Annotated in this window: 25 protein-coding genes and 3 pseudogenes; 24 read left to right on the top strand and 4 right to left on the bottom strand. The window is 62.5% G+C overall.

Features of this window, described 5'->3' with window-relative positions; all coding sequences use genetic code 11:
- The 12 genes and pseudogenes from B6V73_RS09880 to tnpB (B6V73_RS09815) all read left to right on the top strand — a co-directional run bounded on the left by B6V73_RS09880 (position 1) and on the right by tnpB (B6V73_RS09815) (position 7,178).
- Positions 1–852, top strand: a complete 852-nt coding sequence (locus B6V73_RS09880; protein ID WP_088725143.1) for a universal stress protein — start codon at positions 1–3, stop codon at positions 850–852.
- A 177-nt stretch (positions 853–1,029) separates the two neighbouring features.
- A pseudogene (locus B6V73_RS09870) lies at positions 1,030–1,233 on the top strand (ATP-binding protein); the annotation flags it as partial.
- Between the two features lie 256 nt (positions 1,234–1,489).
- Positions 1,490–1,786, top strand: coding sequence for a hypothetical protein (locus B6V73_RS09860; protein WP_088725141.1), 297 nt, complete (start codon positions 1,490–1,492; stop codon positions 1,784–1,786).
- Between the two features lie 364 nt (positions 1,787–2,150).
- Positions 2,151–2,693, top strand: coding sequence for a Chromate resistance protein ChrB (locus tag B6V73_RS09855; protein WP_088725140.1), 543 nt, complete (start codon positions 2,151–2,153; stop codon positions 2,691–2,693).
- Between the two features lie 234 nt (positions 2,694–2,927).
- Positions 2,928–3,677 carry a TMEM165/GDT1 family protein gene (locus tag B6V73_RS09850; RefSeq protein ID WP_088725139.1) on the top strand — a complete coding sequence of 250 codons (750 nt, stop codon included), beginning with the start codon at positions 2,928–2,930 and terminating at the stop codon, positions 3,675–3,677.
- Complete coding sequence (locus B6V73_RS09845) at positions 3,674–3,910, top strand: hypothetical protein (RefSeq protein ID WP_088725138.1); 237 nt, start codon at positions 3,674–3,676, stop codon at positions 3,908–3,910. The genes B6V73_RS09850 and B6V73_RS09845 overlap by 4 nt, the downstream gene beginning before the upstream one ends.
- Entirely contained in the window at positions 3,910–4,317 is a 408-nt protein-coding gene (gene crcB / locus B6V73_RS09840; protein ID WP_088725137.1) for a fluoride efflux transporter CrcB, read from the top strand. The genes B6V73_RS09845 and crcB overlap by 1 nt, the downstream gene beginning before the upstream one ends.
- 17 nt (positions 4,318–4,334) lie before the next feature.
- On the top strand, positions 4,335–5,150 hold the full coding sequence (locus B6V73_RS21115; RefSeq protein WP_088725136.1) for a DUF190 domain-containing protein: 816 nt from the start codon (positions 4,335–4,337) through the stop codon (positions 5,148–5,150).
- A gap of 208 nt (positions 5,151–5,358) precedes the next feature.
- The gene (locus B6V73_RS09830; protein ID WP_088725135.1) at positions 5,359–6,108 is read left to right on the top strand and encodes a phosphatase PAP2 family protein; all 750 of its coding nucleotides are present in this window, start codon (positions 5,359–5,361) and stop codon (positions 6,106–6,108) included.
- A 137-nt stretch (positions 6,109–6,245) separates the two neighbouring features.
- Positions 6,246–6,425 (top strand): annotated as a pseudogene (locus B6V73_RS09825) (transposase); the annotation flags it as partial.
- Positions 6,426–6,513: 88 nt separating this feature from the next.
- Entirely contained in the window at positions 6,514–6,951 is a 438-nt protein-coding gene (locus tag B6V73_RS09820; protein ID WP_088725134.1) for a transposase, read from the top strand.
- On the top strand, positions 6,948–7,178 hold the full coding sequence (gene tnpB, locus B6V73_RS09815) for an IS66 family insertion sequence element accessory protein TnpB (protein ID WP_088725133.1): 231 nt from the start codon (positions 6,948–6,950) through the stop codon (positions 7,176–7,178). The genes B6V73_RS09820 and tnpB (B6V73_RS09815) overlap by 4 nt, the downstream gene beginning before the upstream one ends.
- Before the next feature lie 254 nt (positions 7,179–7,432).
- Here the strand turns inward: tnpB (B6V73_RS09815) and B6V73_RS09810 are convergent, their stop codons facing one another.
- Complete coding sequence (locus tag B6V73_RS09810; RefSeq protein ID WP_078522627.1) at positions 7,433–8,461, bottom strand: IS110 family transposase; 1,029 nt, start codon at positions 8,459–8,461, stop codon at positions 7,433–7,435.
- A gap of 40 nt (positions 8,462–8,501) precedes the next feature.
- On the opposite strand from B6V73_RS09810, the gene tnpB (B6V73_RS20440) reads away from it, so the two are divergent.
- The 8 genes and pseudogenes from tnpB (B6V73_RS20440) to B6V73_RS09775 all read left to right on the top strand — a co-directional run bounded on the left by tnpB (B6V73_RS20440) (position 8,502) and on the right by B6V73_RS09775 (position 15,432).
- Entirely contained in the window at positions 8,502–8,690 is a 189-nt protein-coding gene (tnpB, locus tag B6V73_RS20440; protein WP_168174884.1) for an IS66 family insertion sequence element accessory protein TnpB, read from the top strand.
- Between the two features lie 71 nt (positions 8,691–8,761).
- Complete coding sequence (locus tag B6V73_RS09805; RefSeq protein ID WP_088725132.1) at positions 8,762–10,327, top strand: IS66 family transposase; 1,566 nt, start codon at positions 8,762–8,764, stop codon at positions 10,325–10,327.
- 12 nt (positions 10,328–10,339) lie between these two features.
- Positions 10,340–11,110: pseudogene (locus B6V73_RS09800) on the top strand (IS5 family transposase); the annotation flags it as partial.
- A gap of 770 nt (positions 11,111–11,880) precedes the next feature.
- Positions 11,881–12,570: a MotA/TolQ/ExbB proton channel family protein gene (locus tag B6V73_RS09795; protein WP_088725131.1), complete on the top strand. Its 690-nt coding sequence runs from the start codon at positions 11,881–11,883 to the stop codon at positions 12,568–12,570.
- A gap of 8 nt (positions 12,571–12,578) precedes the next feature.
- Entirely contained in the window at positions 12,579–12,962 is a 384-nt protein-coding gene (locus tag B6V73_RS09790; protein ID WP_088725130.1) for a biopolymer transporter ExbD, read from the top strand.
- Positions 12,959–13,372 carry a biopolymer transporter ExbD gene (locus B6V73_RS09785; protein WP_088725129.1) on the top strand — a complete coding sequence of 138 codons (414 nt, stop codon included), beginning with the start codon at positions 12,959–12,961 and terminating at the stop codon, positions 13,370–13,372. The genes B6V73_RS09790 and B6V73_RS09785 overlap by 4 nt, the downstream gene beginning before the upstream one ends.
- On the top strand, positions 13,369–14,202 hold the full coding sequence (locus tag B6V73_RS09780) for a TonB family protein (RefSeq protein ID WP_088725128.1): 834 nt from the start codon (positions 13,369–13,371) through the stop codon (positions 14,200–14,202). The genes B6V73_RS09785 and B6V73_RS09780 overlap by 4 nt, the downstream gene beginning before the upstream one ends.
- Before the next feature lie 57 nt (positions 14,203–14,259).
- The gene (locus B6V73_RS09775) at positions 14,260–15,432 is read left to right on the top strand and encodes a M20 aminoacylase family protein (RefSeq protein ID WP_088725127.1); all 1,173 of its coding nucleotides are present in this window, start codon (positions 14,260–14,262) and stop codon (positions 15,430–15,432) included.
- 3 nt (positions 15,433–15,435) lie between these two features.
- Here B6V73_RS09775 and B6V73_RS09770 read toward each other — a convergent pair whose 3' ends face one another.
- Together B6V73_RS09770 and moaA are read right to left on the bottom strand one after the other, a co-directional pair.
- Positions 15,436–15,843, bottom strand: a complete 408-nt coding sequence (locus B6V73_RS09770) for a universal stress protein (RefSeq protein ID WP_088725126.1) — start codon at positions 15,841–15,843, stop codon at positions 15,436–15,438.
- A gap of 151 nt (positions 15,844–15,994) precedes the next feature.
- Complete coding sequence (gene moaA / locus B6V73_RS09765) at positions 15,995–17,002, bottom strand: GTP 3',8-cyclase MoaA (protein ID WP_088725125.1); 1,008 nt, start codon at positions 17,000–17,002, stop codon at positions 15,995–15,997.
- 147 nt (positions 17,003–17,149) lie between these two features.
- Here moaA and B6V73_RS09760 point away from each other — a divergent pair, with 147 nt between their 5' ends.
- From B6V73_RS09760 to B6V73_RS09745, 4 genes are all read left to right on the top strand, one after another.
- Positions 17,150–17,641: a D-galactarate dehydratase gene (locus B6V73_RS09760; protein ID WP_088725124.1), complete on the top strand. Its 492-nt coding sequence runs from the start codon at positions 17,150–17,152 to the stop codon at positions 17,639–17,641.
- A gap of 10 nt (positions 17,642–17,651) precedes the next feature.
- Positions 17,652–18,098: an isoprenylcysteine carboxylmethyltransferase family protein gene (locus tag B6V73_RS09755; RefSeq protein ID WP_240497028.1), complete on the top strand. Its 447-nt coding sequence runs from the start codon at positions 17,652–17,654 to the stop codon at positions 18,096–18,098.
- A gap of 287 nt (positions 18,099–18,385) precedes the next feature.
- Positions 18,386–19,960 (top strand): Re/Si-specific NAD(P)(+) transhydrogenase subunit alpha, encoded by a 1,575-nt coding sequence (locus tag B6V73_RS09750; protein WP_075774401.1) that lies wholly within the window; start codon positions 18,386–18,388, stop codon positions 19,958–19,960.
- Between the two features lie 15 nt (positions 19,961–19,975).
- Complete coding sequence (locus B6V73_RS09745) at positions 19,976–21,409, top strand: NAD(P)(+) transhydrogenase (Re/Si-specific) subunit beta (protein ID WP_088721831.1); 1,434 nt, start codon at positions 19,976–19,978, stop codon at positions 21,407–21,409.
- 247 nt (positions 21,410–21,656) lie between these two features.
- On the opposite strand, the gene B6V73_RS09740 is transcribed toward B6V73_RS09745, so the two are convergent.
- The gene (locus tag B6V73_RS09740; RefSeq protein ID WP_088725123.1) at positions 21,657–22,085 is read right to left on the bottom strand and encodes a SufE family protein; all 429 of its coding nucleotides are present in this window, start codon (positions 22,083–22,085) and stop codon (positions 21,657–21,659) included.
- Positions 22,086–22,207 lie beyond the last annotated feature (122 nt).

The following is a 22,207-nucleotide window of genomic DNA, read 5'->3' as shown; positions in this document are numbered from 1 at the left end:
ATGACCAAGAAAATCATCGCGCTTGTGGACGGCTCTTCGTATTCGAAGAGCGTCTGCGACCATGCCGCGTGGATCGCCAAGCGCGGTGCCTTCGCTGTCGAACTGATGCATGTGCTCGGCCGACGCGAGGGCGGCGGGGGATCGGATTTGTCCGGTGCAATTTCTCTGGGAGCCCGCAGCGCCTTGCTGAAAGAGCTGTCCAGTCTCGACGAGCAGCGCGCCAAACTGGCCCTCACGCGTGGACGCGCCATCCTTGAAGATGCCAAGGCGCTCCTTAATGCGGCAGGCGTGAAGGCGACCGAACACCTGCGCCGTGGCGACCTGATCGAGGCAATCTCCGAGAAGGAGCGCGACGCGGAAATGATCCTGATCGGCAAACGTGGCGAGGCCGCCGATTTTGCCAAGGGGCACCTTGGATCGAATCTGGAACGTGTCGTCCGTGCCGCATCGAAGCCGCTCTTCATTGCGTCCAGAGCATTCCGCCAGATCGGGAAGGTGCTTATCGCCTACGACGGCAGCGCAAGCGCGATGCGTGCGGTCGATTACGTGGCACGCTCTCCGCTCTATGCCGGTCTTGAGATCAAGATCGTCACGGTCGGATCGGCGACGGACGCCGCGAAGAAGGGGCTCGAAGATGCGAAGGCGGTGCTTTCGGGTGCGGGGCTCGATGCAGAGAAAAGTATCTTGCCCGGCCAGCCTGAGGAAGCTCTCGGCAAGCTCATCGACGAGGCCAATCTCGATCACCTCGTCATGGGAACCTCGGGGCACTCCCGGCTGCGGTCGCTCTTCGTGGGCTCGACGAGCCTTGAGATGATCCGAACGTGCAAGGTGCCGATCCTGCTGGTGCGGTGACCTCAAAAGGTCGGACTACGGGCCATGGGAATTCCGATCTCCGGCCAAGCGCCCACATGCGGCTTTGTTCTACCGTAACCGGCCGGTTGCTACCGCGGCGATTGGGCCTTGATGCGGGCGACGAGATCGGCGTCATGGACGAAGTCGTCGAGGAACTCATGCCAAGTTTCGGGAGTGATACTGGAGGACCGGCACGGCCGTGGCTCCACGATCGTCACCAGTCAGCTCCCGGTCGAGCACTGGCACGACGCCATCGGCGACCCTACTCTGTCCGACGCCATTCTGGACCGGCTCGTCCACAATGCCCACCGTCTGCCCCTCGCCGGAGAAAGCATGCGCAAGCGCACCGCCGCGATGAAACCGCTTGACCCGACGGGTTGAGGCTGACTCCATGCACCAGTCGGCCAGACTGCCCGAGGCGTGGAATGACTGCCCACGATGCCGTGGAACCGATGCCCATCTTCTGTGGAATACGCATTGTGGACGAGCCGGTCGAGGATTGCATCGGCGAAGGCCTCCGCCATGCCATCGAGCTTGAGGGCACGCAGGTGGTTCAGGGTGGGGTGGTCGAGCATTCGGATGTCTCCTTCTCAGTAGAAATAGCTGACCGAGCCCCAGCAACAGGGAGGAAAGGCCGATGATCCCGATTTGCTATGTCAGCAGCGAGGGGAAGGCCCGCAATGCCGCGCGCCATATCGCCGCGACGGGGGGGCAAGGAGTGGAACTGCTGCCGCTATCGGAGTCGGGCAACGAGGTGGATTTGAGTCGATTTTCTGGGGTGATCCTCGCGGCCTCAGTCGATCTCAGCCATTACCAGAGCGCGCCGGGCGAGTTCGTCGGCGCGGAGGCGGGGCCTACCCCTATCGGGTGGTCCAGTTCCGACGGAGGTTCTGAATGCGCAATCCGTTCGCACATGAGAACTCTTGACATGTAACTACCGTAACATATCATTTGTATGGTTGAAACGCTGTCAGGAGATACCGATGAGGTGCGCAATGAGTGACGTCTTTGAGATCAATTGGCCTTTCAGAGGTTTTTCGCCCCTGAAGCGACCTCCGTCTCAAAATCCGCTGCTGCTCTGGCTTGATCGACAAAAACAACGTCGCGCCCTAATCGCGCTGGACCTAAGGTTGCTCGACGACATTGGGGTCTCAAGTGATGCTGCTCGACAAGAGGCTCAACGATGGGATTGAAAGCAAGCGAGCTCTTCTTCTTTCGCTGCGCTGGTGGTATTGACTAATTTCAAAATAATTTAGCACGGATTCTGTGTTGCCACCGCAACATGCCAAGGAGATGGAATGAACGAAGTGATGTGGCTCCTTTTGACCTACAAGGTTCCTGCTGAGCCCGCCGCGCGGCGGATGGCTGTCTGGCGCCGGCTCAAAGGTATGGGCGCGGTTTATTTACAAAATGGCGTTTGCGTTTTGCCAAAGACCGACGATCATATTCGTCGGCTCAAAATGTTGGAAAACGAGGTCGCTGAAGCGAAGGGCGATAGCGTCATTCTTGAAACCGTCGCGCTCGACAGAGCGCAAGAGGAGAAAGTTGTCTCCCGTTTCAAAGCAGACCGCGACGAAGCATACGACGAATTCATCGACAAATGCGATGATTTCGAACGAGAGGTCGCTAAGGAAATAGCCGCGAAACACTACACGTATGCTGAGCTCGAGGAGAACGACGTCGATCTCAAGAAGTTACAAGGATGGCTCGCCAAGATCGAAAAGCTGGACTTCTACGGCGGCGAGCGCGCCGAAGAGGCGCGCATGCGCCTGAAGGGCTGCGAAGTAGTCTTGGACGATTACGCCCGCCGCGTATTCGACGCGCATGACGAGGACGGGTGAAGCGATGCAGGTCGCCGAAACCAGCCGGATTTCATCCACATTTTTTCGACAGTGTCTTTCGAAATGGCGCAATCGAACGTGTTTGGTAATGCGGCCGACCTGCCAAGGCCAACAGGGTGCGCAAGTGGAGCTTGCAAGCTTGGTTTTGACGAAATCGGTGTGCGCAGGACGAAAGCGAAGCGGGTGCGCGCGACATGAGACTGATCGATTTGGCTTCAAATGGGAGACTGACTTATGATTGAGTGGACAACCGCCGCTCCGGCGATTGGATCAGCTTTTCTCGCCTCCGTCGTCGAGATCGTGGAGGCATTCACAATTATCCTCGCAGTGGCGACGCTGCGCAGTTGGCGGCCCGCAATGCTCGGAACCGGGGCGGCACTCACGATGCTTGCGGTGATCGTCCTTGCACTTGGGCCCCTTCTGGATTTGGTGCCGCTGCATCTCCTGCAACTCGTCATTGGAGTGCTGCTTTTGCTGTTCGGCATCGGCTGGCTCCGCAAGGCAGCGCTGCGTGCAGGTGGCGTGATCCCGCTTCATGACGAGGATGCAATCTTCGTTCAAGAGTCTGCGCATCTGAGCGAGCAAGCTCGCCGCAAAAAAACCTCGCTCGACTGGATCGCCGGCATCACTGCTTTCAAGGCTGTATTACTCGAAGGGCTCGAAGTGGTTTTCATCGTGATCGCGGTCGGTGCAGGACGCGGGCTTTTGTGGCCCGCCAGCCTCGGTGCGCTGGCCGCCTGCATGGCGGTTTTGCTCGTCGGCGCCGTGGTGCATAAGCCCTTGTCGCGCGTGCCGGAAAACTCACTGAAGTTTGGCGTCGGGGTGATGCTCTCGGCCTTCGGCGTGTTTTGGACGGGTGAGGGACTGGGCGTCGAATGGCCGGGCGCAGACTTCGCGCTCTTTATTTTCGCCGGGGCTTTCCTCGGCGCAGGACTTTTCGCCGCTCAACTTGCCCGCAAACCTGTATTGGAGACAGCAGAGTGAAGATTTTGAAGGATGTTCTGACCGAGCTCTTCGGCATGTTCTTGGGCGATGCGTGGCTTTCCACCGCCATTCTTGCGGTCGTCGCGCTCACTGCGTTGGCGATCGACCTGGGGGGCGCACCGCCCATGCTGGGAGGCGTCCTGCTTCTAATCGGGAGCCTTGGTGTCCTCATTGGCGCGGTCCTGCGGGCTGCGCGGCAGAAGCTGGCACCGACCAGGGTGCCGCATCGCTGATGGCTGATCTCGCGGACTTCATCATCTGGGTCGCAGTTGGCAGCGCTATCGGTGGCGCCACTCGTTTTCTCGTATCGGGGCTGGTGGCGCGTGCCATAGGCGAGACATTCCCTTGGGGCACGATGACCGTCAACGTGTCCGGCGCCTTCGTCATCGGCCTCTCTTCGGTGTCTGCTCAATTTCTGACGATCTTCGACAGACCAGAGGCCTGGCCTCTTGCCGTCACCGGGTTTTTGGGCAGCTACACAACTGTCTCGTCATTCACCCTTCAGACGCTCGCGCTGGTCCGCGACAGCGAGATCGGGCGCGCTTCGGTCAACGTCCTTCTGACATTGTGCCTCTGTCTTGGGGCCGTGACGTCCGGCGCCTTGATGGCGCGGTGGATCCTGTCGGAGTTCGGCGCGTGAGGCGCGATGGACTGACCATGTCTCGCTTGCTTGCGCTTCACAGCAGCGCTTTGCTATATGCGTTCGTTGCCGCTGGAGCTGCCATCGGTGGGGTGGGCCGCGCGCTGGTCTCGCAAGCGGCCATCGAACTCGCAGGTTACGGATTCCCTTGGGGAACGCTTATTGTGAACGTCGTGGGGTCGTTCGTTATCGGTTTCTATGCCACCCTCACGGAACCCGGAGGCCGGTTCACAGTTAGCGCCCGGATGCGCCAATTCGTGATGACTGGCATCTGCGGTGGCTTCACAACATTCTCAGTGTTCAGCCTCGAGACGTTCCATTTACTCTCAGCGCGCCACTGGTCACTGGCAGGTGTCAACATTGGCTTCTCGATCCTGACATGGATGCTTGCTGTCTGGACGGGAGCAGTTCTCGCCGAAAGCTTGAACAGGCTGCGCGGCGATCGGTCAGCGACATCATCAATGGAAGAGGAGACAATGGACATGGACATGCCAAGGAATGCGCAAGCCTTGCGAATATTTATCGGCGAAGATGACCAAAATCAAGGGCGGCCACTTTACGAAGCCATAGTGCTCAAGGCGCGCGAGATGCATCTTGCCGGAGCGACAGTCTCACGCGGGGCGCTCGGTTACGGCCACTCCAGCAGGTTGCATACCACGAAGGTGTTACGTCTCTCCGAGGATCTCCCGCTTGTGGTCGAGATCGTCGACAGCGAAGAAAAGATCGCAGCCTTCCTGCCGGAACTCGACCGACTTATGACGAGCGGTCTGGTTACCATCGAAACCGTGCGCGTCCTCCAATACGGCCAGACTCCGGCTCGCGAATTCGACTGAGCGCCGATCGTCACGGCCTTCAGAGCCGTCTTCCTCGTTCTGACTTGTCTCGTGGTGCCCGGAATTATAGCTGAACGTTGCTGATGGTGCCTGAGTGGCTTGGTAGTGATCGGGGTATACGAATGGGGCCGCAGCCGCCTGAGCCAGCTTCTGTGGATCTCTGCCATGATGGCGAAATTTTCCATTACGAAAATAAGCGAGAAATCAAATGAAGTATTCACTCCAGCGTAACATTTGCGCTAACTCGCCTATTATTTATGGGTTCATATGGAGCATTGCCACTCTGGCCGCAGGTATTATTTTCTCAAAATGGAGCTCGATTGATATTCGCGTAAGCGAACTATTTTACGACGCAACTAAAGGTATTTGGCCGATGGCAAGTTCGACTGCCTTTGAGCTTTTTAGAATGTCGCTATGGTATATGGCAGATGGATCATTTCTGGCTTGTTTTGCTCTACTATGCCTAAGGATTGTAAGCCCGCTATTTCGTCGGGTGCGCTGGGAAAGCTTGGGTTTCTATATTTTAACCTATGCAGTCGGTCCCGGGCTTTTGGTCAATGTTTACCTAAAGGAATTTTGGGGAAGAGCGCGCCCTAACCAAATTTTACAATTCGGCGGAAATAAATTTTTTACGCCGGCACTTGAAATGACGAGTCAGTGCCAGCACAACTGCAGCTTCGTCGCCGGAGAAGGCAGCGCATTTGCGTGTATTTCGATTAGCCTATTTTTCATAATGAAGCCGCGTCTCGAAAAACTGAATGTGCGCGTCATGTTGGCGGTAATCTTCGTATTAGCTATCGTCGGCTCGATGATGAGGGTTGGTTTCGGCGGACACTTCTTCAGTGACGTAGTTTTTTCTTGGTTGTTGATGGCGCTCGTAGTTGGGCTGATGGACTGGATATTCCGCTTATTCCACCTCGACTACAAAGTTCGGCCTGAACACTGCCTATCCAGATGATTTCACGATGAGAGACGGTGGCGTTTCACGCTTTGATCTGCAGATTTTTGTGTAAGCGATGGGGTGGACGCGGTGTTGTTGCAGAACTCTTGCCGTGAAGGATTCACATCACGAATCCATGCGGTTAGACGAGCAGCATGAGCAAGCCTACGCCCGCCCGCTACCGCACGACGAACTGGTCCACCTACAACGATGCGCTCAAGAAGCGCGGGTCGCTGCTGCTGATCTGGCTGGACAAGGAAATGACCTGGCACGCGCCGCATGAGGGACGCCCGGGGCGCCCGCCGGTCTTTTCGAATGCCGCGATCCAGTTCTGCCGTAAGCGCTTTGCCGATCCCCTCCTGCCGCTCTGGGATCATCTGTGGGAGTCCTGTGCCGAGATGAGGCACAGGAGAGGACGGCAAAATGGACGGCTCTTTAGACGGCTCAGCGGACGGCTACGCGGGCAGGATCGAGATTTACGAGGGCCGGTCGGGTCGGCGAATGCGGAGCGAGGCGGAACGGGCTCGGATCGCGGCGGAAAGCATGGCGCCCGGAGCGAAGGTCTCCGATGTGGCGCGTCGGCACGCAGTGACCCGCTGGCAGGTCTATGACTGGCGCAAGAAGCTGATGGCCGGCGCGCTGGCGCTGCCTGCGGAGACAGCTGACGAACCGATGTTCGCAGCGCTTGTCCTGGAACCGGAGCGGGGCGGGCCTGAATCCAGCCCGAAAGGGTGCGGCAGTGCGATCAAACCCGGCAGGATCGAGATGATGGTCGACGGTGTGACCCTGCATGTGCCGCCGGATATCGACGACGCGCAATTAACCCGAATGATCCGCGCGATCCGGGCAGCATCGCAATGATCTCGCCGACTGGTGGGCTGCGTGTCTATGTGGCCACGCGCCCGACCGATTTCCGAAAGGGCATGGATGGTCTGGCGCTGTTGGTTCAGGAGACGATGGAGCTCGATCCGTTCAGCGGCGCGGCCTTTGTATTCCGCGCCAAGCGCGCGGACCGCATCAAGGTGCTGGTCTGGGACCAGACCGGAATCGTGCTGATCCACAAGCGCCTCTGTGGTTGCCGCCTGTGATGCAAGAAGTTTCTGACCCTATTGGCATGTGATCGAGTGCGGTCTTCTGTCAGGCCTCGTTTTGCGGCATTTCCAGAAGCCGCGGGCCTGGATGGTGATCAGCGGATCGGGTCCTAATCTGGAAGCCGAGCTCTATCGCTCTGCCGCTTGTCCTGGTTTTCCCAATCCGGATCTGTTCGATCGTTTTGCCCATTCGGTTCGTCGTCTTCTCACACTCCCCATCGCACCGGCATTGACTGGTTACGACACGATATTCATGCCACTGCTGCCAGTGCCGGATCCCTGTAATCCTCATTTTTCATCAGCATCGCCCAGATCTGCCGCGCCATCTTATTAGCCAATGCGATCGCGACCAGCATCTTCGGCTTGCGCGCCATCATCCGGCCAAGCCAACCGTCCGCCGGGATCTTGTGGCGCGCGCGGCCCATGATCCTTGTCATTGCCCCGATGATCAGAAGCCGCCGAATGTCCGTCTGACCGGCCTTCGATATTCGCCCCAGGCGCGCCTTACCGCCCGAAGAGTGCTGACGTGGCACGAGCCCCAGCCAGGCCGCGAAATCTCGGCCACACTTGAATTGCGCCATTTGGGGTGCAAAGGCCTCGACCGCGAGCGCCGTCAGAGGTCCGACCCCAGGCATCGTCTGCAGCCGGCGCGCCGTGTGGGTCGCCGCCGCCAGTTCTTTCAGGGACTTGGTCTTCGCGTTGATCCTGTCGGTCTTCTCGGCAATTTGCGCCAGCAGGTCGCGGCATTCCGCGATGATCAGGGCCGGCAGGTCGCAGGCGGAATCTTCAATCAACGCCTCGATCCGCTTGCGATGGCCAATGCCGGCAGGAAACACATGACCATACTCGTAGAGCACCGCGCGCAGCGCGTTCACCAGTTCGGTGCGCTGATAGACGAGGCGCTCACGGCCGCGGAACAGCATCGCCCTGGCTTGCTGATCTTCGGTCTTGGGGGAGACGAACCGCATCTCGGGCTGACGTGCGGCGATAACGATCGCCTCGGCATCGGCGGCATCGTTTTTCTGGCGCTTTACGAAAGGCTTGACGTATTGCGGCGCAATAAGCTTGGCGTCGTGTCCCAGCTTGGCCATCTCGCGCGCCCAGTAGCTGGCGCTGCCGCAAGCCTCGAATACGACATGGCAGGATGGCTGTTCAGCCATGAACTGCCGGAACTGTTCACGCGTCAGCTTCTTACGAAATGTCACATGGCCCGTCATGGTCGCACCGTGAAGTTGAAAAACACGTTTTGCCAAGTCCACCCCGATTATCGTATCTTTCATCTTGCCGTCCTCTCAGTTTCGTGGCTCTCAGACCACCATCTTGGCACATCGCGATGCCGTCTGGGGAGGGCGGCAACCACCCCATCTGGAAGGTGCGAAATTCGTCTGGCCCAAGGCGCAGGAGGGTGTGATCAAGATGTCGCCAGCACAGTTCTCGGCATTGTTCGAGGGGCTCGACTGGCGGCTTGTTCGCCCCGAGCGTGTGCGGCGACCAGACTTGGCGGGGTAGGAGCTGCGGCAGAATGACTCGGGGATGATTTGTCGGTGGCAGGGCGCCGCCCCGTGTGCTTGATCGCAGTCATGACCGACACCGCTCTGGCCGAAGAAAACGCACTTCTGAAAGCCCGCCTCGCCGAGACCGAGGCGGCGCTTGTCGATGCGGTCGAGGCGCAGCGACGACTGGAAAGCATCGTCAGCGAACTGCGGCGGGAGAAGTTCGGGCGGAGATCCGAGAAGCTCGATCCGGAGCAGTTCAATTTGCCGCTCGAAGATGTCGAACTGGCGCAGGGCGTGCTGGAGGCGGCGCAGGAGAAGGCGCGACGCGCCCTGAAGGGACAAGGCGCTGCCGAGAGCGGCAGGCCGAACCGCAACCGGGGTCACCTTCCAAACCATCTGCCCCGGATCGAACGGGTCATCGAACCCGAAAGCACCCTCTGCCCCTGCGGTTGCGGCGAGATGGCCAGGATCGGCGAGGATGTTTCCGAGCGGCTCGACGTGGTTCCGGCCCAACTCCGTGTGCTTGTCACCCGCCGGCCCAAATATGCCTGCCGGCGCTGCTCCGGCACGGTAGCGCAGGCCCATGCCCCGGAACATGTCGTGCCCGGCGGGTTGCCCACAGAGGCCCTGATCGCGCAGGTCATGGTGGCCAAGTTCGGCGATCATCTTCCGTTCTACAGACAGGCCGAAATCTATACCCGGCAGGGGATCACTCTGGACCGGGCCACGCTCGGCAACTGGGTGGGACGCGCCTGTTTCCACCTGCGTCCGATCGCCGATCACCTGAAGGAGCGGCTGAAAGGTGCGGACCGGGTTTTCATGGACGAAACAAGAGCACCGGTGCTCGACCCCGGGCGACGGAAGACGAAGACCGGTTACTTCTGGGCCATCGTTGCCGATGATCGGGGGCACGGTGGCGTTGACCCTCCCGTGGTGATGTTCCACTACGCGCCCGGTCGCGGTGCCGTGCATGCACTGCGATTCCTTGAGGGCTATCGCGGGCGGTTCGTGCAATGCGACGGCTATGAAGCCTATGACAAGATCACCAAGGTCGACCGGCCTGAGGGCCCATGGACGCTCGTCCATTGCTGGACGCATGCGCGTCGGCGGTTCGTGAAGCGCCTGGAAAAAGATGGGTCGCCGATTGCCGAGGAAGCTCTGCGCCAGATCGCCGAGCTCTATGCCGTCGAAAAATCCGTGCGCGGCCTTGCTCCAGACGCCCGACTTGCTGCCCGGCGCAACCTCTCGGCACCGGTCATCGCCGCCTTCCGTCCCTGGCTCGAGGCACAGCTCTCGCGCATCCCGCGTTCATCCAAGTTGGCCGAGGACATCCGTTACACTCTGGCGCGCTGGCCCAGCCTCACGCGGTTCCTTGAAGACGGCCGTCTGGAGCTGGATACCAACCCGGTCGAGAACCAGATCAGGAAGATCGCTCTGACACGGAAAAACGCGCTCTTCGCGGGGCACGAGGTCGGAGCAGAGAACTGGGCATTGCTCGCGAGCCTGATCGCAAACTGCAAGATGTGCGACGTCGATCCGGTCAGTTACCTCTCCGACACCTTGCGCGCACTGCTCGATGGGCATCCCAAAAGCCGCATCGACGCACTCATGCCCTGGAACTACCAGATCCCGTCAAGCACCGCCGCGTAGGGGATCGGCAAAGCGCTTACGTTCTGCCTATCAATCAAGGTTCTGTTCAAGTTGCCGCTCAGGCAGACAGCCGGGATGGTCGCGAGCCTCCTGCGCCTTGCAGGGCTCGACTGGCCCGTTCCGGACTACTCGACGCTGTGCCGCAGACAGAAGACCGTCAAGGTGCAGATTCCCTATCGCCGCGCCGGCGGGCCACTGAACCTGCTGGTGGACAGCACCGGCATCAAGTTTCTTGGCGACGGCGAGTGGCAGGCCCGCAAGCATGGCATTCAGGGTCGCCGTCAATGGCGCAAGGTGCATCTGGCGATGGACACCGCCACCTCGGATATCCGGGCCGTCGAGTTCACCCCCAGCCGGGAAGGCGACAGCCCCGTCCTGCCGGACCTGTTGGGCCGGATCCCCGAGGACGAGGACATCGGCGCCTTAACCGCCGATGGCGCCTACGACACGCGCCGCTGCCACGGCGCCGTCATCGCACGCGGCGGCACGGCAATCATACCCATCCGAAGGAACGGTCGGGCTTGGAAAGAGGACTGCTCGGCTGCCAAGGCGCGCAACGAAACCCTCCGCGCCACGCGTCACTACGGTCGGGCGTTCTGGAAGCGGTGGACCGGATACCACGCCCGCAGCCGCGTGGAGGCCAAGATGCGATGCCTGATGGCCTTCGGCGAGTGCATCGCCGCGAGAGGCCCAGACCGCCAGACCGCCGAAATCCACATCCGCGTCGCCCTTATCAATCGCTTCAACGCGCTCGGGACCGCCGAGGTCGTCCGCGTGGCCTGAACCTGAACGGGAAAGGGACACTCACGCCTCAGGCGGCTTTGCTGCGACAACGCCATGGAAATGTCCCACGATGGCATAAATGAACCAAGGTTGGGCGCACGAGCTATGCAACTTTAGGTAGATTTGCCCCACTTCAGCCGAGGTGCTCCGACTTGCGAAGTCTGGCAGCTCTGGGTAGATATCAGCAGTCAGATTCGTATGGATCGGGCGTTGATAGTTAAGGCGTGCAAAGATACATCTTTACCGCGTCGAATAATTCGAAGTTTGTGCTTTGCGACTGCTACGACTGAACCCATGTGGTGTAAGCAGACAGAAGTGCAAAAATGTGTAGTGATTAGTGCCCCTATAGCTCAGCTGGTAGAGCAACTGACTTGTAGCGTAGCCTCAGGCTCAAAAGCTGAGGTAAGTTGCAGCCCTCATCGGAAACGTTGAGGTGAACTGGTGTCAAATTCGGGGAAACCTTAGCAGTTTCAGGCTGCTGGCAATCCCGAGCGAAGCTTTCCAGATCATTCTGGATCGAACGTGTAGAGACTTGACGGCACCCACCTAAAGCCCCCCACGGGGGCATGGTGAAGAGAAAGTCCAGACCACAAAGCGCTTCGGCGTGGCGGCGAAAGTCGTAGTGGTATGAATCAGTAGGTCCGCGGTTCGAGTCCGTGTGGGGGCACCAAATATACACACACACACAGGTGCGGCAGGGTAAGATAACGGTTCGAGTCCCTCCGCCGGCACCACCTCACCGCGCCCGCGGGCGCGAATTGGAGGGCGCGATGGACGGCACCGCTCAGATTTCCGGAGGGCTTCCGGGGCGCATGTTCGATGCGCTCGTGCTGGGAGGTCCGGCGATGTGGGCGATTGCGGGTCTGTCCGTGATCTCGCTCGCGGTGATTATCTGGAAAATCTGGGATTTGCTGGCCGCCGGTGCGTGGTCGGGCGGGGCACATAGCCAGGCGGCGATCGCGGCCTGGGCGGCAGGCGATCCCGACGGGGCCCAGGCGGCTGTGGCCGGGCGGCGATCGTTGCGCGCGCAGCTGGTCCGAGCGGCGATGGCGAGCCTGCGCGATCCGCAGCTCGATCGGGCCGGGGCCGAGGCCGAGACGGGCCGCGTCGCGCGCGATCTGCTGGCACGGGCGCGCTCGGGGCTTCGGGCCCTGGAACTGGCCGTGGTGATCGGCCCGCTTCTGGGGCTTCTGGGCACGGTCGCGGGCATGATCGCGGCCTTCCGCGCGCTGCAGGAGGCGGGCGTTCAGGCCGATCCGGCGACGCTGGCGGGTGGCATCTGGGAGGCGCTTCTGACGACGGCGGCGGGCATGGCTGTGGCGATCCCGGCGCAGATCGCGCTGTCGGGCTTCGACGCCGTGGTGGACCGCCTGCGCCACGATATGGAGGACGCCGCGACCCGCATTTTCGCCCGCGCGCCCGCCACGCTCTCCGAGCGGCCACGCGCCGCCGCCGAGTGAGGCGCGCAATGTTCGCTTTCGGTCAGCCGCGCCCGCGCCGTCGCCCGGCCCTGACGCCGATGATCGACGTGGTCTTCCTGCTTCTGGTGTTCTTCATGCTCGCCTCGCGTTTCGGGGTGGAGCGCATATTGGACCTGACCTTGGGCGGCGGCACGGCGGGCGCTGAGTGGTCCGGGCCGCCGCGCCTGGTGGATGTGGGCGAAGGCGGCACGGTCAGTCTGAACGGGCAGAGGGTCGCGCTCTCCGAACTGGCAGGCGCGCTGCAGCCGCTGATGGATCAGCCCTCCGATCCGGTCGTGCTGCGTCCGAAAGAAGGCGATCTGAGCGCGCTGACGCAGGTGATCGAGGCGTTGCGCGGCGCGGGGCTCGGCAATCTGGTGCTGGTGCCATGAGGCTCTTCACCGATCCGCCCCGGCGCAGTCTGCCCGAGCCGCTTTTGCCGATGATCAACGTGGTCTTCCTGCTGCTGATCTTCTTTCTGCTGGCGGCGACGCTGGCGCAGCCGACGCCCTTCGAAGTGACCCCGCCCGAGGCTGCGGGTGAGGGAAAGACCGATCCCGGCGCGCTGGTCCTTTTTGCGAACTCCGAAGGCGAGATCGCCTATGGAGAGGCGCGGGGCGATGCGGCGCTGGCCGAGCTGGGGGCGGCAGCGCAGAACGCGCGAGCGGAGTGCGGCGCCTGCGCCGACGGCCTGACCCTGCGTGCGGACGGGCAGCTTCCCGGCGACGCGCTGGCGCGGCTGATGCCACAGCTGGCGGAGCTTGGCTTCACCGATCTCAAACTCGTGGTGCGGGGCAAATGACCGCGCGGAGGCTCGCCTTTGCAGGTGCGCTCGGCGCGGCGCTCGCGGTCCATGCGGGCGTGCTGTTGGTCTGGGAGCCTGCGCCTGCGGGCGGGGCGCAATCGGCGGGCGACGGGGGCGACGCGCTCGTCTCGCTCGCGCCGTCTTCCCCGTCCATGGCCGCGCGCGTGGAGGAGTGGGAGCGCCCGCCAGAGGTCGAAACGGAGGTCGCGGCGACGCAGCCTGAGGCTCCGACTGCGCCCAATGCGCCGAAGGCTCCGAACGAGCCAATCGAACTCGCCCCAAAAGTCGCCGCGCCTACGATGACCGCGCCGTCTGCGCCAGATGCGGCGTTGCCCGAACAGGCCGATCCCGCGCCGCTAGACACTCCGCGACCGAAGGCTAAACCGACGCCGCCTGCGCCGAAGCCAGCGCAGCCGAAAGCGCCCGCGAAGCAACAGGGCTCGCAACCCGCCCCGGCACAGCCCAAGCAGCAGGCGAAGGGGCAGGGCGACAGAGGGGCCGCAGGCGACCGCCGCACGGCCCCCGCGGCGACGCTGTCGGCTGGGCAGATCCGCTCGCTGATGGGATCGTGGGGCGGAGACATTCGCGCCCGGATCGAGCGTGCCAAGCAAACGCCCAGCGGGGCAGGTGCAGGCCGCGTTATCGTGGCGTTGAATATAGCGCGCGACGGGCGGCTCATCGGCGCCTCGGTTGCGCAAAGCTCGGGCAATGCGACGCTCGACCGGGCGGCGCTCGAGGCGGTGCGGCGCGCGGGCCGCTTCCCCGCAGCGCCGCAAGGCTTGGGCAAACCGAGCTACAGCTTCTCCTTGCCGATGGCCTTCCGCTGAGCGCGGCTTGCACCCGTGCGCGCCGCGAGGCAGGGTAGCGCCAACCAAGGAGCGAGCATGCCGATCAAGAACCGTTTTGCCGAGATGCACGCGGAAGCCACCGCATGGCGGCACGATTTTCACCGCAATCCCGAACTGCTTTACGATCTGCCGCGGACATCGGGCCGCGTGGCCGACCTACTGCGGGAATTTGGCTGCGATGAGGTGGTCGAGGGGATTGGGCGCTCTGGCGTCGTCGGCGTGATCGAAGGGCAGGGCGCGCGCCAGGGCGGGCTGCGCTGCGTCGGTCTGCGCGCGGATATGGATGCGCTGCCGATCCGCGAGAAAACCGGCGCCAAACATGCCTCCGAGGTCGAGGGCAAGATGCATGCCTGCGGCCATGACGGGCACACGTCGACTCTGCTCGCTGCGGCGAAATACCTCTGCGAGACACGAAATTTCGCAGGGCGTGCGGTGGTGATCTTCCAGCCCGCCGAGGAGGGCGGGGCCGGGGCCAAGGCGATGATCGAAGACGGCCTGATGGAGCGCTTCGGCATCGAAGAGGTCTATGCGCTGCACAACATGCCGGGGATGGAGCCGGGCAGCTTCGGCATCCGGCCAGATGCGATGATGGCGGCGGCGGATTTCTTCGACATCGTGGTGACCGGCAAGGGCGGCCATGCGGCGAAACCGCAGGAGGTGATCGATCCGGTGCCGATCTCCGCGCATCTGATCCTCGCGTTGCAAAGCATCGTGTCGCGCGCGACCGATCCGCTGGAGGAGATCGTACTCTCGGTCACGACGCTGGAGACCGACTCGAAGGCGCTCAACGTGATCGGCAATTCGGTGAGCCTCGGCGGGACGGTGCGCACGATGAGCGCCGAGACCCGCGATCTGGCCGAGCGTCGCCTGCGCGAGATCGCGCAGGGCGTGGCTGCGACCCATGAGGCGACGGCAGAGGTCGACTACCGGCGCGGCTATCCGGTCACGCGCAACGACCCGGCGGCAGCCGAGGTCGCAGCACAGGTGGCCGAGGCCGTGGCAGGCGCCTGCGACCGCAACGTCGATCCGATGATGGGGGCGGAGGATTTCGCCTATATGCTCGAGGTGCGCCCCGGGGCCTACGGCTTCATCGGCAACGGCCCCAGCGCGCCCCTTCATCACGCGGAATACGACTTCAACGACGCGATCCTTCCGGCTGGCGCAAGCTGGTTCGTCGGCATGATCGAGGCGCGGCTGCCTGCCGAGTGAGCGTCAGCGCATGACCATAACCGCGCATTTTGCATGGCGCACGACGCGCGAGGCGGTCGAGCCGATCAGGTAGTCGCCAAAGCCCGGACGGTGCGACGCGATCACGATGCAATCCGCCCCGATATGCTCGGCGTAGCTCAGGATTTCATGGCCAGGCTGGCCCTCGACGATCGCCCAGTCACCATTCTCGAACTCCGCTGCGCGCGTGGCGAGGTCGCGTTCCAGCGTCTTGCGCAGTTCCTCGGCATAGCCCTCCGGCATGTAATTGATCGCATAGGCGGGGACGTCTTCCATCACGTGCAGCAGGGTGACGCGCGCCCCGTCGCCAGCCAGCGCTCGCGCGACATTGAGCGCGGCGTCGGGGTTATGATCTTCGTCGAAGGCGACGGGCACGAGAATGTTGGAATACATTGGTTTGGCTCCCTTTCTTTGTAGGGAGCCTGCCAGAAGGAGTGTCGTCGCGCATTGATTTGAGTCACGCCGGAGTTGGCTCCCGACACCAAATTCCCGTGAGTTGCCCGAGACCTGCGCTGCGTGTGCGACGAACGCAGGCCGGTAACTGTCAACCGCCGGTATGGCTCATGTGGCGCGACATCTGGCCCGAGACGGTCTGGCGCGAATAGTCGAAATCATGGCCCTTGGGCTTGCGCGAGATTGCCTCGCGGATCGCCGCTTCCAGCGCCGCGTCGTCCTCGCTGGCCCGCAGGGGTGCGCGCAGATCGGCGTTGTCCTCCTGGCCGAGGCACATGAACAGCTCGCCCGTGCAGGTCACCCGCACACGGTTGCAGTTCTCACAGAAGTTATGCGTCAGCGGCGTGATGAAGCCGATCTTCTGGCCGCTTTCTTCCAGCCGGACGTAGCGCGCAGGCCCGCCGGTCGATTCCGCCAGATCGGTCAGGGTGAAGCGTTCGGCCATCGCCTTGCGCACATCTGACAGCGGCCAGTATTGATCAAGCCGCAGGTCGTCACCCATCTCGCCCATCGGCATCACTTCGATGAAGGTCAGGTCGAAGCCTTCCGCCGCGCACCAGTCGATCAGGGTGAACAGCTCGTCCTCGTTGAAGCCCTTCAGCGCGACGGTGTTGATCTTGACCTTGAGGCCCGCGCGTTTAGCGGCCTCCAGCCCCTTCAGAACCTGTTCGAGCCGCCCCCAGCGGGTGATCTTCGCGAATTTGTCGGCATCCAGCGTGTCGAGCGAGACGTTGATCCGCTTCATCCCCAAAGCTGCGAGATCATCGGCGAATTTCGCAAGCTGCGAGCCATTGGTGGTCAGCGTAAGCTCGCGCAGGTCGCCGGTGTCGAGATGGCGCGCGATCGAGCGGAAGAAGGTCATGATGTCACGCCGTACCAGCGGCTCGCCCCCGGTGATGCGCAGCTTCTTCACGCCGAGGCGGATGAAGGTAGAGCAGAGCCGGTCCAGTTCCTCGAGGGTCAGCAGTTCCTTTTTCGGCAGGAACTGCATGTGTTCGGCCATGCAATAGGTGCAGCGAAAATCGCAGCGATCGGTGACCGAGACCCGCAAATAGTCGATCGGGCGGGCGAAGGGGTCGATGAGGGGCGTGTTTTCCATGCTGCGGAAGGTAAGGCGCGTGACGGGGGGCGGCAAGGGCCGTCGCGCGGATCGAAGCGGATCGGTCGCCGGGCAGGCGATTGTGCGAGGGGGTGACACCGGGCGCGGACTGGGCATAGGCTCGGTTAGATTTCAAGGAGATTTCGAATGCGCAAACCCCTCGCTCGCCCGATCCTCGCGCTCGTATTGATGATGCCGATTGCGGGCTGCGCCACGCTGGGGCTCAACGGTCCCAACGCAGCCGCCCCGAATTCTGCGACAGCGCGCGGCCCCGCGACCGCGCGGGACGCGGCCCCGATCCCGAAGCCCAGTGCGAAGACCGCCGATTCCCTCGACACCACCACGGCGGAACAGCGTGCCGAAGCTGCGAAGAAACCCGTGGGCGGCGAGACCAAGCTCGGCACAACCATCGCGAGCCTCGGCGATCCCGCCGATCCGGGCTTCTGGGTAAAGACCGGGCTGGTGAAAAGCGAGACCCCCGGCCGGGTCGAGGATCCGAAGACCGGGAAGTCGGCGAAGGTCACGCTGATCCCGTCGGGCAAGGCGGCAGGCTCTGGCTCGGAAGTGTCGCTGCCTGCGCTGCGTCTGCTCGAGGTGCCGCTGACCGATCTGCCCGAACTCACCGTGTACAAGCTCTGAGCTGTTCGCGATGAACCCTCTGCGCGAGATCGATATCCCGCCGCTCTGGCTCGTGCTGTTCGCGGCGCTGGTCTGGGCGCTGGGGCAGGTCGTGCCGATGCCTTTTCGATATGACCGCGCGCTCGGGCTGATCGCGATCGCGCTCGGGCTCGCATTGATGCTGGTCGCGGTGGGTCAGATGCTGCTCCGCCGCACCACCTTCATTCCGCGCCGTGACCCGTCCGAGCTTGTGACCTCCGGCGTCTTCGCGCTGTCGCGCAACCCGATCTATCTGGGCGATGCGCTGGTGCTGGCCGGGCTTGCGCTGATCTGGCACGCGCCTTTGGGGCTTCTGCTGGTGCCAGTTTTCATGTGGTTCATCACACGGCGCTACATTCTTGGCGAAGAAGCAAGGATCGCGGCGCATTTCGGCGAAACCTACACCGCCTATCGTGCCCGGACCCGCCGCTGGCTCTGATCGGGCCGCGGCAAAGTGCTGCGGGCGCAAAAAAATCTGATGTTGCCGCAATCGCGCGGCAGCTGAAAAGGCGCGCCATAACACACTGATCTAGCTAAATAAATTACCCTGAACTTCGGTATTCAATGGTATACACGAGCCGGTGAGTGGCGCTGTGAGCGATTAAGAAGGTTTTACGAGCCATAGCTGCTTGTGAAACATTATTGCGCGATGCTAAGGAGTACGTCGCAAGATTCCGGGTGCGCAGGCCAGCGGCTAAACGCACCGCTATCCAAGGGGGAGTTAGAGTGAAAATCGGAGCTCCAAAGGAGATTTTCGAGGGCGAGGCGCGGGTCGCCATGACGCCCGACTCGGCTTTGCAGCTGCAAAAGCTGGGCCATGAGTGCTTCATCGAGACCGGAGCAGGCGTCCGTGCCGGCTTCACAGACGAGGCTTACGAGGCCGCGAATGTGACCGTCGTCAAAACCGCCGCCGCGCTGTTCAAGGACGTGGATTTCGTCATCAAGGTTCGGCCGCCGAGCGATACGGAGGTCAAGCGCCTCAAGCCCGGCCAGACCCTGATCTCGTTCTTCTACCCGGCCCAGAACGAAGAGCTTCTGAAAGCCGCCGAGAAGACCGGTGCGAACGTGATCGCGATGGACATGGTCCCGCGGATTTCGCGCGCGCAGAAGATGGATGCGCTGTCCTCCATGGCCAATATCGCAGGCTACCGTGCGGTGCTCGAGGCAGGCAACAATTTCGGCCGCTTCTTCACCGGTCAGGTGACGGCGGCAGGTAAGGTTCCGCCGGCGAAAGTGCTCGTTGTTGGTGCCGGTGTGGCCGGTCTTGCCGCGATCGGGGCTTCGACCTCGCTGGGTGCGATCACCTATGCGTTCGACGTGCGTCCCGAAGTGGCCGAGCAGATCGAGTCGATGGGCGCGGAATTCGTCTATCTCGATTTCGAGGAAAGCCAGACCGACGGCGCGGAGACGGGCGGCTACGCCAAGCCTTCCAGTCCGGAATTCCGCGAAGCGCAGCTCGCGAAATTCCGCGAACTGGCGCCCGATATCGACATCGTCATCACCACCGCGCTGATCCCGGGCCGCGATGCGCCCGTGCTTTGGACCAAGGACATGGTCGAGGCGATGAAGCCGGGCTCAGTGATCGTCGACCTCGCCGCCGAGCGTGGCGGCAACTGCGAACTGACCGTGCCGGACCAGAAGATCGTGAGCGACAATGGCGTGACCATCGTCGGCTACACCGATTTCCCGAGCCGCATGGCGACGCAGAGCTCGACGCTCTACGCGACCAATATCCGTCACATGATGACGGATCTGACGCCCGAGAAGGACGGTGTCGTCGTCCATGACATGGAAGACGACGTGATCCGCGGCGCGACCGTGGCCTATCAGGGCGAGATCACCTTCCCGCCGCCGAAACCCAAGGTGGCCGCGATTGCGGCGCAGAAGCCGAAGGAAAAGGCCAAGGAGCTGACGCCGGAGGAAAAGCGCGCCAATGAGGTCGCTGCGTTCAAGAAGCAGACCCGCAATCAGGTGACGCTGCTCGCCGTGGGCGCGATCGTGCTTCTGGGCGTGGGCCTCGTCGCACCGGCCAGCTTCATGCAGCACTTCATCGTCTTCGTGCTCAGCTGTTTCGTGGGCTTCCAGGTGATCTGGAACGTCTCGCACTCGCTGCACACGCCGCTGATGGCTGTGACCAACGCGATCTCGTCGATCATCATCCTCGGCGCACTGTTGCAGATCGGTTCGGGCTCGTGGCTCGTGATCGTGCTCGCAGCGCTGTCGGTGTTCATGGCCGGGATCAACATCTTCGGTGGCTTCATGGTCACCCGGCGCATGCTCGCCATGTTCCAGAAGTCGTAAGAGGGGGAGAGCGTAATGGAAAACGGATTCTCGACCGCCGCCTATGTCGTCGCGGCAGTTCTCTTCATCCTCTCGCTTGGCGGCCTCTCGGGGCAGGAAAGCGCGAAACGGGCGGTGTGGTATGGCATCGTCGGCATGGGCCTTGCGGTTCTGGCGACGCTGATCGGCCCCGGCTCGGGGCTCTGGCTTCTCTCGGTCATCCTGATCGCGGCTGGTGGCATCATCGGCTGGTTCGTGGCGAACCGGGTGCAGATGACGGAAATGCCGCAGCTGGTTGCCGCGATGCACTCGCTGGTCGGTCTTGCCGCCGTCTTCGTGGGCTACAACGCCTATATCGAGATGGCGCGCGTCGGAGCGATGGGCGTGGAAGAGCAGCACGCGCTGAAGGGCTTCGCCGCTCTGATCGCGCACAAGACGCCGGTCGAACTGTCGATCCTGCGCGTCGAACTGTTCCTCGGCGTGTTCATCGGGGCCGTGACCTTCACCGGGTCTGTGGTCGCGTTCGGCAAGCTCGCGGGCAAGGTGACCTCGAAGGCCACCAAGCTGCCGGGCGGGCATATCCTCAATGCGACCGCCGCGATCCTTTCGGTGATCCTGCTGATCGCGTTCATCAACGGGGCAGGGGCCTGGGCGCTGATCCTGATGACCCTGCTGGCGTTCTTCATCGGCTACCACCTGATCATGGGCATAGGCGGCGCCGATATGCCGGTCGTCGTGTCGATGCTGAACTCCTATTCGGGCTGGGCTGCGGCGGCGATCGGCTTCTCGCTGGGCAACGATCTTCTGATCGTGGTCGGCGCGCTGGTCGGCTCCTCGGGTGCGATCCTGTCCTACATCATGTGCAAGGCGATGAACCGCTCGTTCATCAGCGTTATCCTCGGCGGCTTCGGCGGTACCTCCGGTCCCGCGATGGAAGTCGAGGGTGAGCAGATCGCGATCGACGCCGACGGCGTGGCCTCCGCTCTGCGCGACGCGGACAGCGTGATCATCGTGCCGGGCTACGGCATGGCGGTGGCGCAGGCCCAGCAGGCGGTGTCGGAACTGACCCGCAAGCTGCGCAGCCAGGGCAAGGAAGTCCGCTTCGCGATCCACCCGGTCGCGGGCCGTCTGCCGGGGCACATGAACGTGCTGCTGGCCGAGGCGAAAGTGCCTTACGACATCGTTCTGGAAATGGACGAGATCAACGAGGACTTCCCCGATACCGACGTGGTGATCGTCATCGGCTCGAACGACATCGTGAACCCCGCCGCACAGGAAGATCCGAACTCGCCGATCGCTGGCATGCCGGTTCTGGAAGTCTGGAGGGCCAAGCAGGTCTTCGTCTCGAAGCGCGGTCAGGGCACCGGTTATTCGGGCATCGAGAACCCGCTGTTCTACAAGGAGAACACCCGGATGTTCTATGGCGACGCCAAGGACTCGGTGAACCAGCTGCTGCCGCTGATCGACTGATCTGCGGGGCAGGGAAATGGGAAACGGCCGGTCGCAGGACCGGCCGTTTTCGTTTGGGGTGATTGGCCCGGGGCTGGCAGCCCCGGGCCGCGCCCGACCCTCCCCCAGGGAGGGCGCATTTTCGATGTCGGCGCCGGCATGGAGGTCGTTCGGGCTTGCGAGATAAACCGCCCAACCGCATGCGTAGCAACGCGCCCCCCCGAGGCTCGGGCGCGTCCCTCTGTCGCTAAATAGAAAACCGAAGGCCTTACGACCCCGCAGCCTCACCGGCCAGCTTGCGGATACGCTCCACCATTGCGCGCAACCCGTTCGAGCGCTGTGCCGATAGGTGGTCGTTGAGGCCCAGACGGCCCAGCTCGGCGGGAGCGTCGACCTCCAGCACCTCTTCGGCGGTCAGCCCCGAATAGAGCGCATGCAGGATCGCGATGAGGCCCTGCACGATCATCGCATCGCTCTCGCCCTGAAAGTCGAACACGGCATTCGGGCCGGTCCCCTCGATCCGGGGCAGCAGCCAGACCTGGCTCGCACAGCCCTCCACCTTGGTCGCAGGCACCTTCACCGCATCGTCGAGGGGCGGCAATTCGCGGCCCAGCTCGATCACGTGACGGTAGCGGTCCTCCCAGTCGTCGAGAAATTCGAAGGTCTCGGCAATCTCTTCAAAGGCTTCGCGCGCCATGGTCACTCGCTCCTTGGGACAGGGAATTGTCTCTTGGGTAACGGGTTCGCGCCCGAGGGTCCAGACGCGGCTTTTCAAAAGCGCCGCAATGGGCTACCACGAAATCGGGTCCAGACCCGGGA

The sequence above is a fragment of the Thioclava sp. JM3 genome, assembly GCF_002213185.1.
GTDB lineage: Bacteria > Pseudomonadota > Alphaproteobacteria > Rhodobacterales > Rhodobacteraceae > Thioclava > Thioclava nitratireducens.
The sequence above is the reverse complement of the archived record's forward strand: the minus strand, read 5'-3'. Positions and strand labels throughout refer to the sequence as shown.

What these genes read in the sequence shown, in the direction of transcription:
- B6V73_RS09760 (WP_088725124.1), top strand. Translation starts at nt 17,150, where the DNA reads ATGCGCAAACCCCTCGCTCGCCCGATCCTCGCGCTCGTATTGATGATG.
- B6V73_RS09860 (WP_088725141.1), top strand. Translation starts at nt 1,490, where the DNA reads ATGATCCCGATTTGCTATGTCAGCAGCGAGGGGAAGGCCCGCAATGCC.
- B6V73_RS09820 (WP_088725134.1), top strand. Translation starts at nt 6,514, where the DNA reads ATGGACGGCTCTTTAGACGGCTCAGCGGACGGCTACGCGGGCAGGATC.
- B6V73_RS09880 (WP_088725143.1), top strand. Translation starts at nt 1, where the DNA reads ATGACCAAGAAAATCATCGCGCTTGTGGACGGCTCTTCGTATTCGAAG.
- crcB (WP_088725137.1), top strand. Translation starts at nt 3,910, where the DNA reads ATGGCTGATCTCGCGGACTTCATCATCTGGGTCGCAGTTGGCAGCGCT.
- B6V73_RS09770 (WP_088725126.1), bottom strand. Translation starts at nt 15,843, where the DNA reads ATGTATTCCAACATTCTCGTGCCCGTCGCCTTCGACGAAGATCATAAC.
- B6V73_RS09755 (WP_240497028.1), top strand. Translation starts at nt 17,652, where the DNA reads ATGAACCCTCTGCGCGAGATCGATATCCCGCCGCTCTGGCTCGTGCTG.
- B6V73_RS09775 (WP_088725127.1), top strand. Translation starts at nt 14,260, where the DNA reads ATGCCGATCAAGAACCGTTTTGCCGAGATGCACGCGGAAGCCACCGCA.
- moaA (WP_088725125.1), bottom strand. Translation starts at nt 17,002, where the DNA reads ATGGAAAACACGCCCCTCATCGACCCCTTCGCCCGCCCGATCGACTAT.
- B6V73_RS21115 (WP_088725136.1), top strand. Translation starts at nt 4,335, where the DNA reads ATGTCTCGCTTGCTTGCGCTTCACAGCAGCGCTTTGCTATATGCGTTC.
- tnpB (WP_088725133.1), top strand. Translation starts at nt 6,948, where the DNA reads ATGATCTCGCCGACTGGTGGGCTGCGTGTCTATGTGGCCACGCGCCCG.
- B6V73_RS09855 (WP_088725140.1), top strand. Translation starts at nt 2,151, where the DNA reads ATGAACGAAGTGATGTGGCTCCTTTTGACCTACAAGGTTCCTGCTGAG.
- B6V73_RS09790 (WP_088725130.1), top strand. Translation starts at nt 12,579, where the DNA reads ATGTTCGCTTTCGGTCAGCCGCGCCCGCGCCGTCGCCCGGCCCTGACG.
- B6V73_RS09830 (WP_088725135.1), top strand. Translation starts at nt 5,359, where the DNA reads ATGAAGTATTCACTCCAGCGTAACATTTGCGCTAACTCGCCTATTATT.
- B6V73_RS09740 (WP_088725123.1), bottom strand. Translation starts at nt 22,085, where the DNA reads ATGGCGCGCGAAGCCTTTGAAGAGATTGCCGAGACCTTCGAATTTCTC.
- B6V73_RS09850 (WP_088725139.1), top strand. Translation starts at nt 2,928, where the DNA reads ATGATTGAGTGGACAACCGCCGCTCCGGCGATTGGATCAGCTTTTCTC.
- B6V73_RS09780 (WP_088725128.1), top strand. Translation starts at nt 13,369, where the DNA reads ATGACCGCGCGGAGGCTCGCCTTTGCAGGTGCGCTCGGCGCGGCGCTC.
- B6V73_RS09810 (WP_078522627.1), bottom strand. Translation starts at nt 8,461, where the DNA reads ATGAAAGATACGATAATCGGGGTGGACTTGGCAAAACGTGTTTTTCAA.
- B6V73_RS09795 (WP_088725131.1), top strand. Translation starts at nt 11,881, where the DNA reads ATGGACGGCACCGCTCAGATTTCCGGAGGGCTTCCGGGGCGCATGTTC.
- B6V73_RS09745 (WP_088721831.1), top strand. Translation starts at nt 19,976, where the DNA reads ATGGAAAACGGATTCTCGACCGCCGCCTATGTCGTCGCGGCAGTTCTC.
- B6V73_RS09805 (WP_088725132.1), top strand. Translation starts at nt 8,762, where the DNA reads ATGACCGACACCGCTCTGGCCGAAGAAAACGCACTTCTGAAAGCCCGC.
- B6V73_RS09785 (WP_088725129.1), top strand. Translation starts at nt 12,959, where the DNA reads ATGAGGCTCTTCACCGATCCGCCCCGGCGCAGTCTGCCCGAGCCGCTT.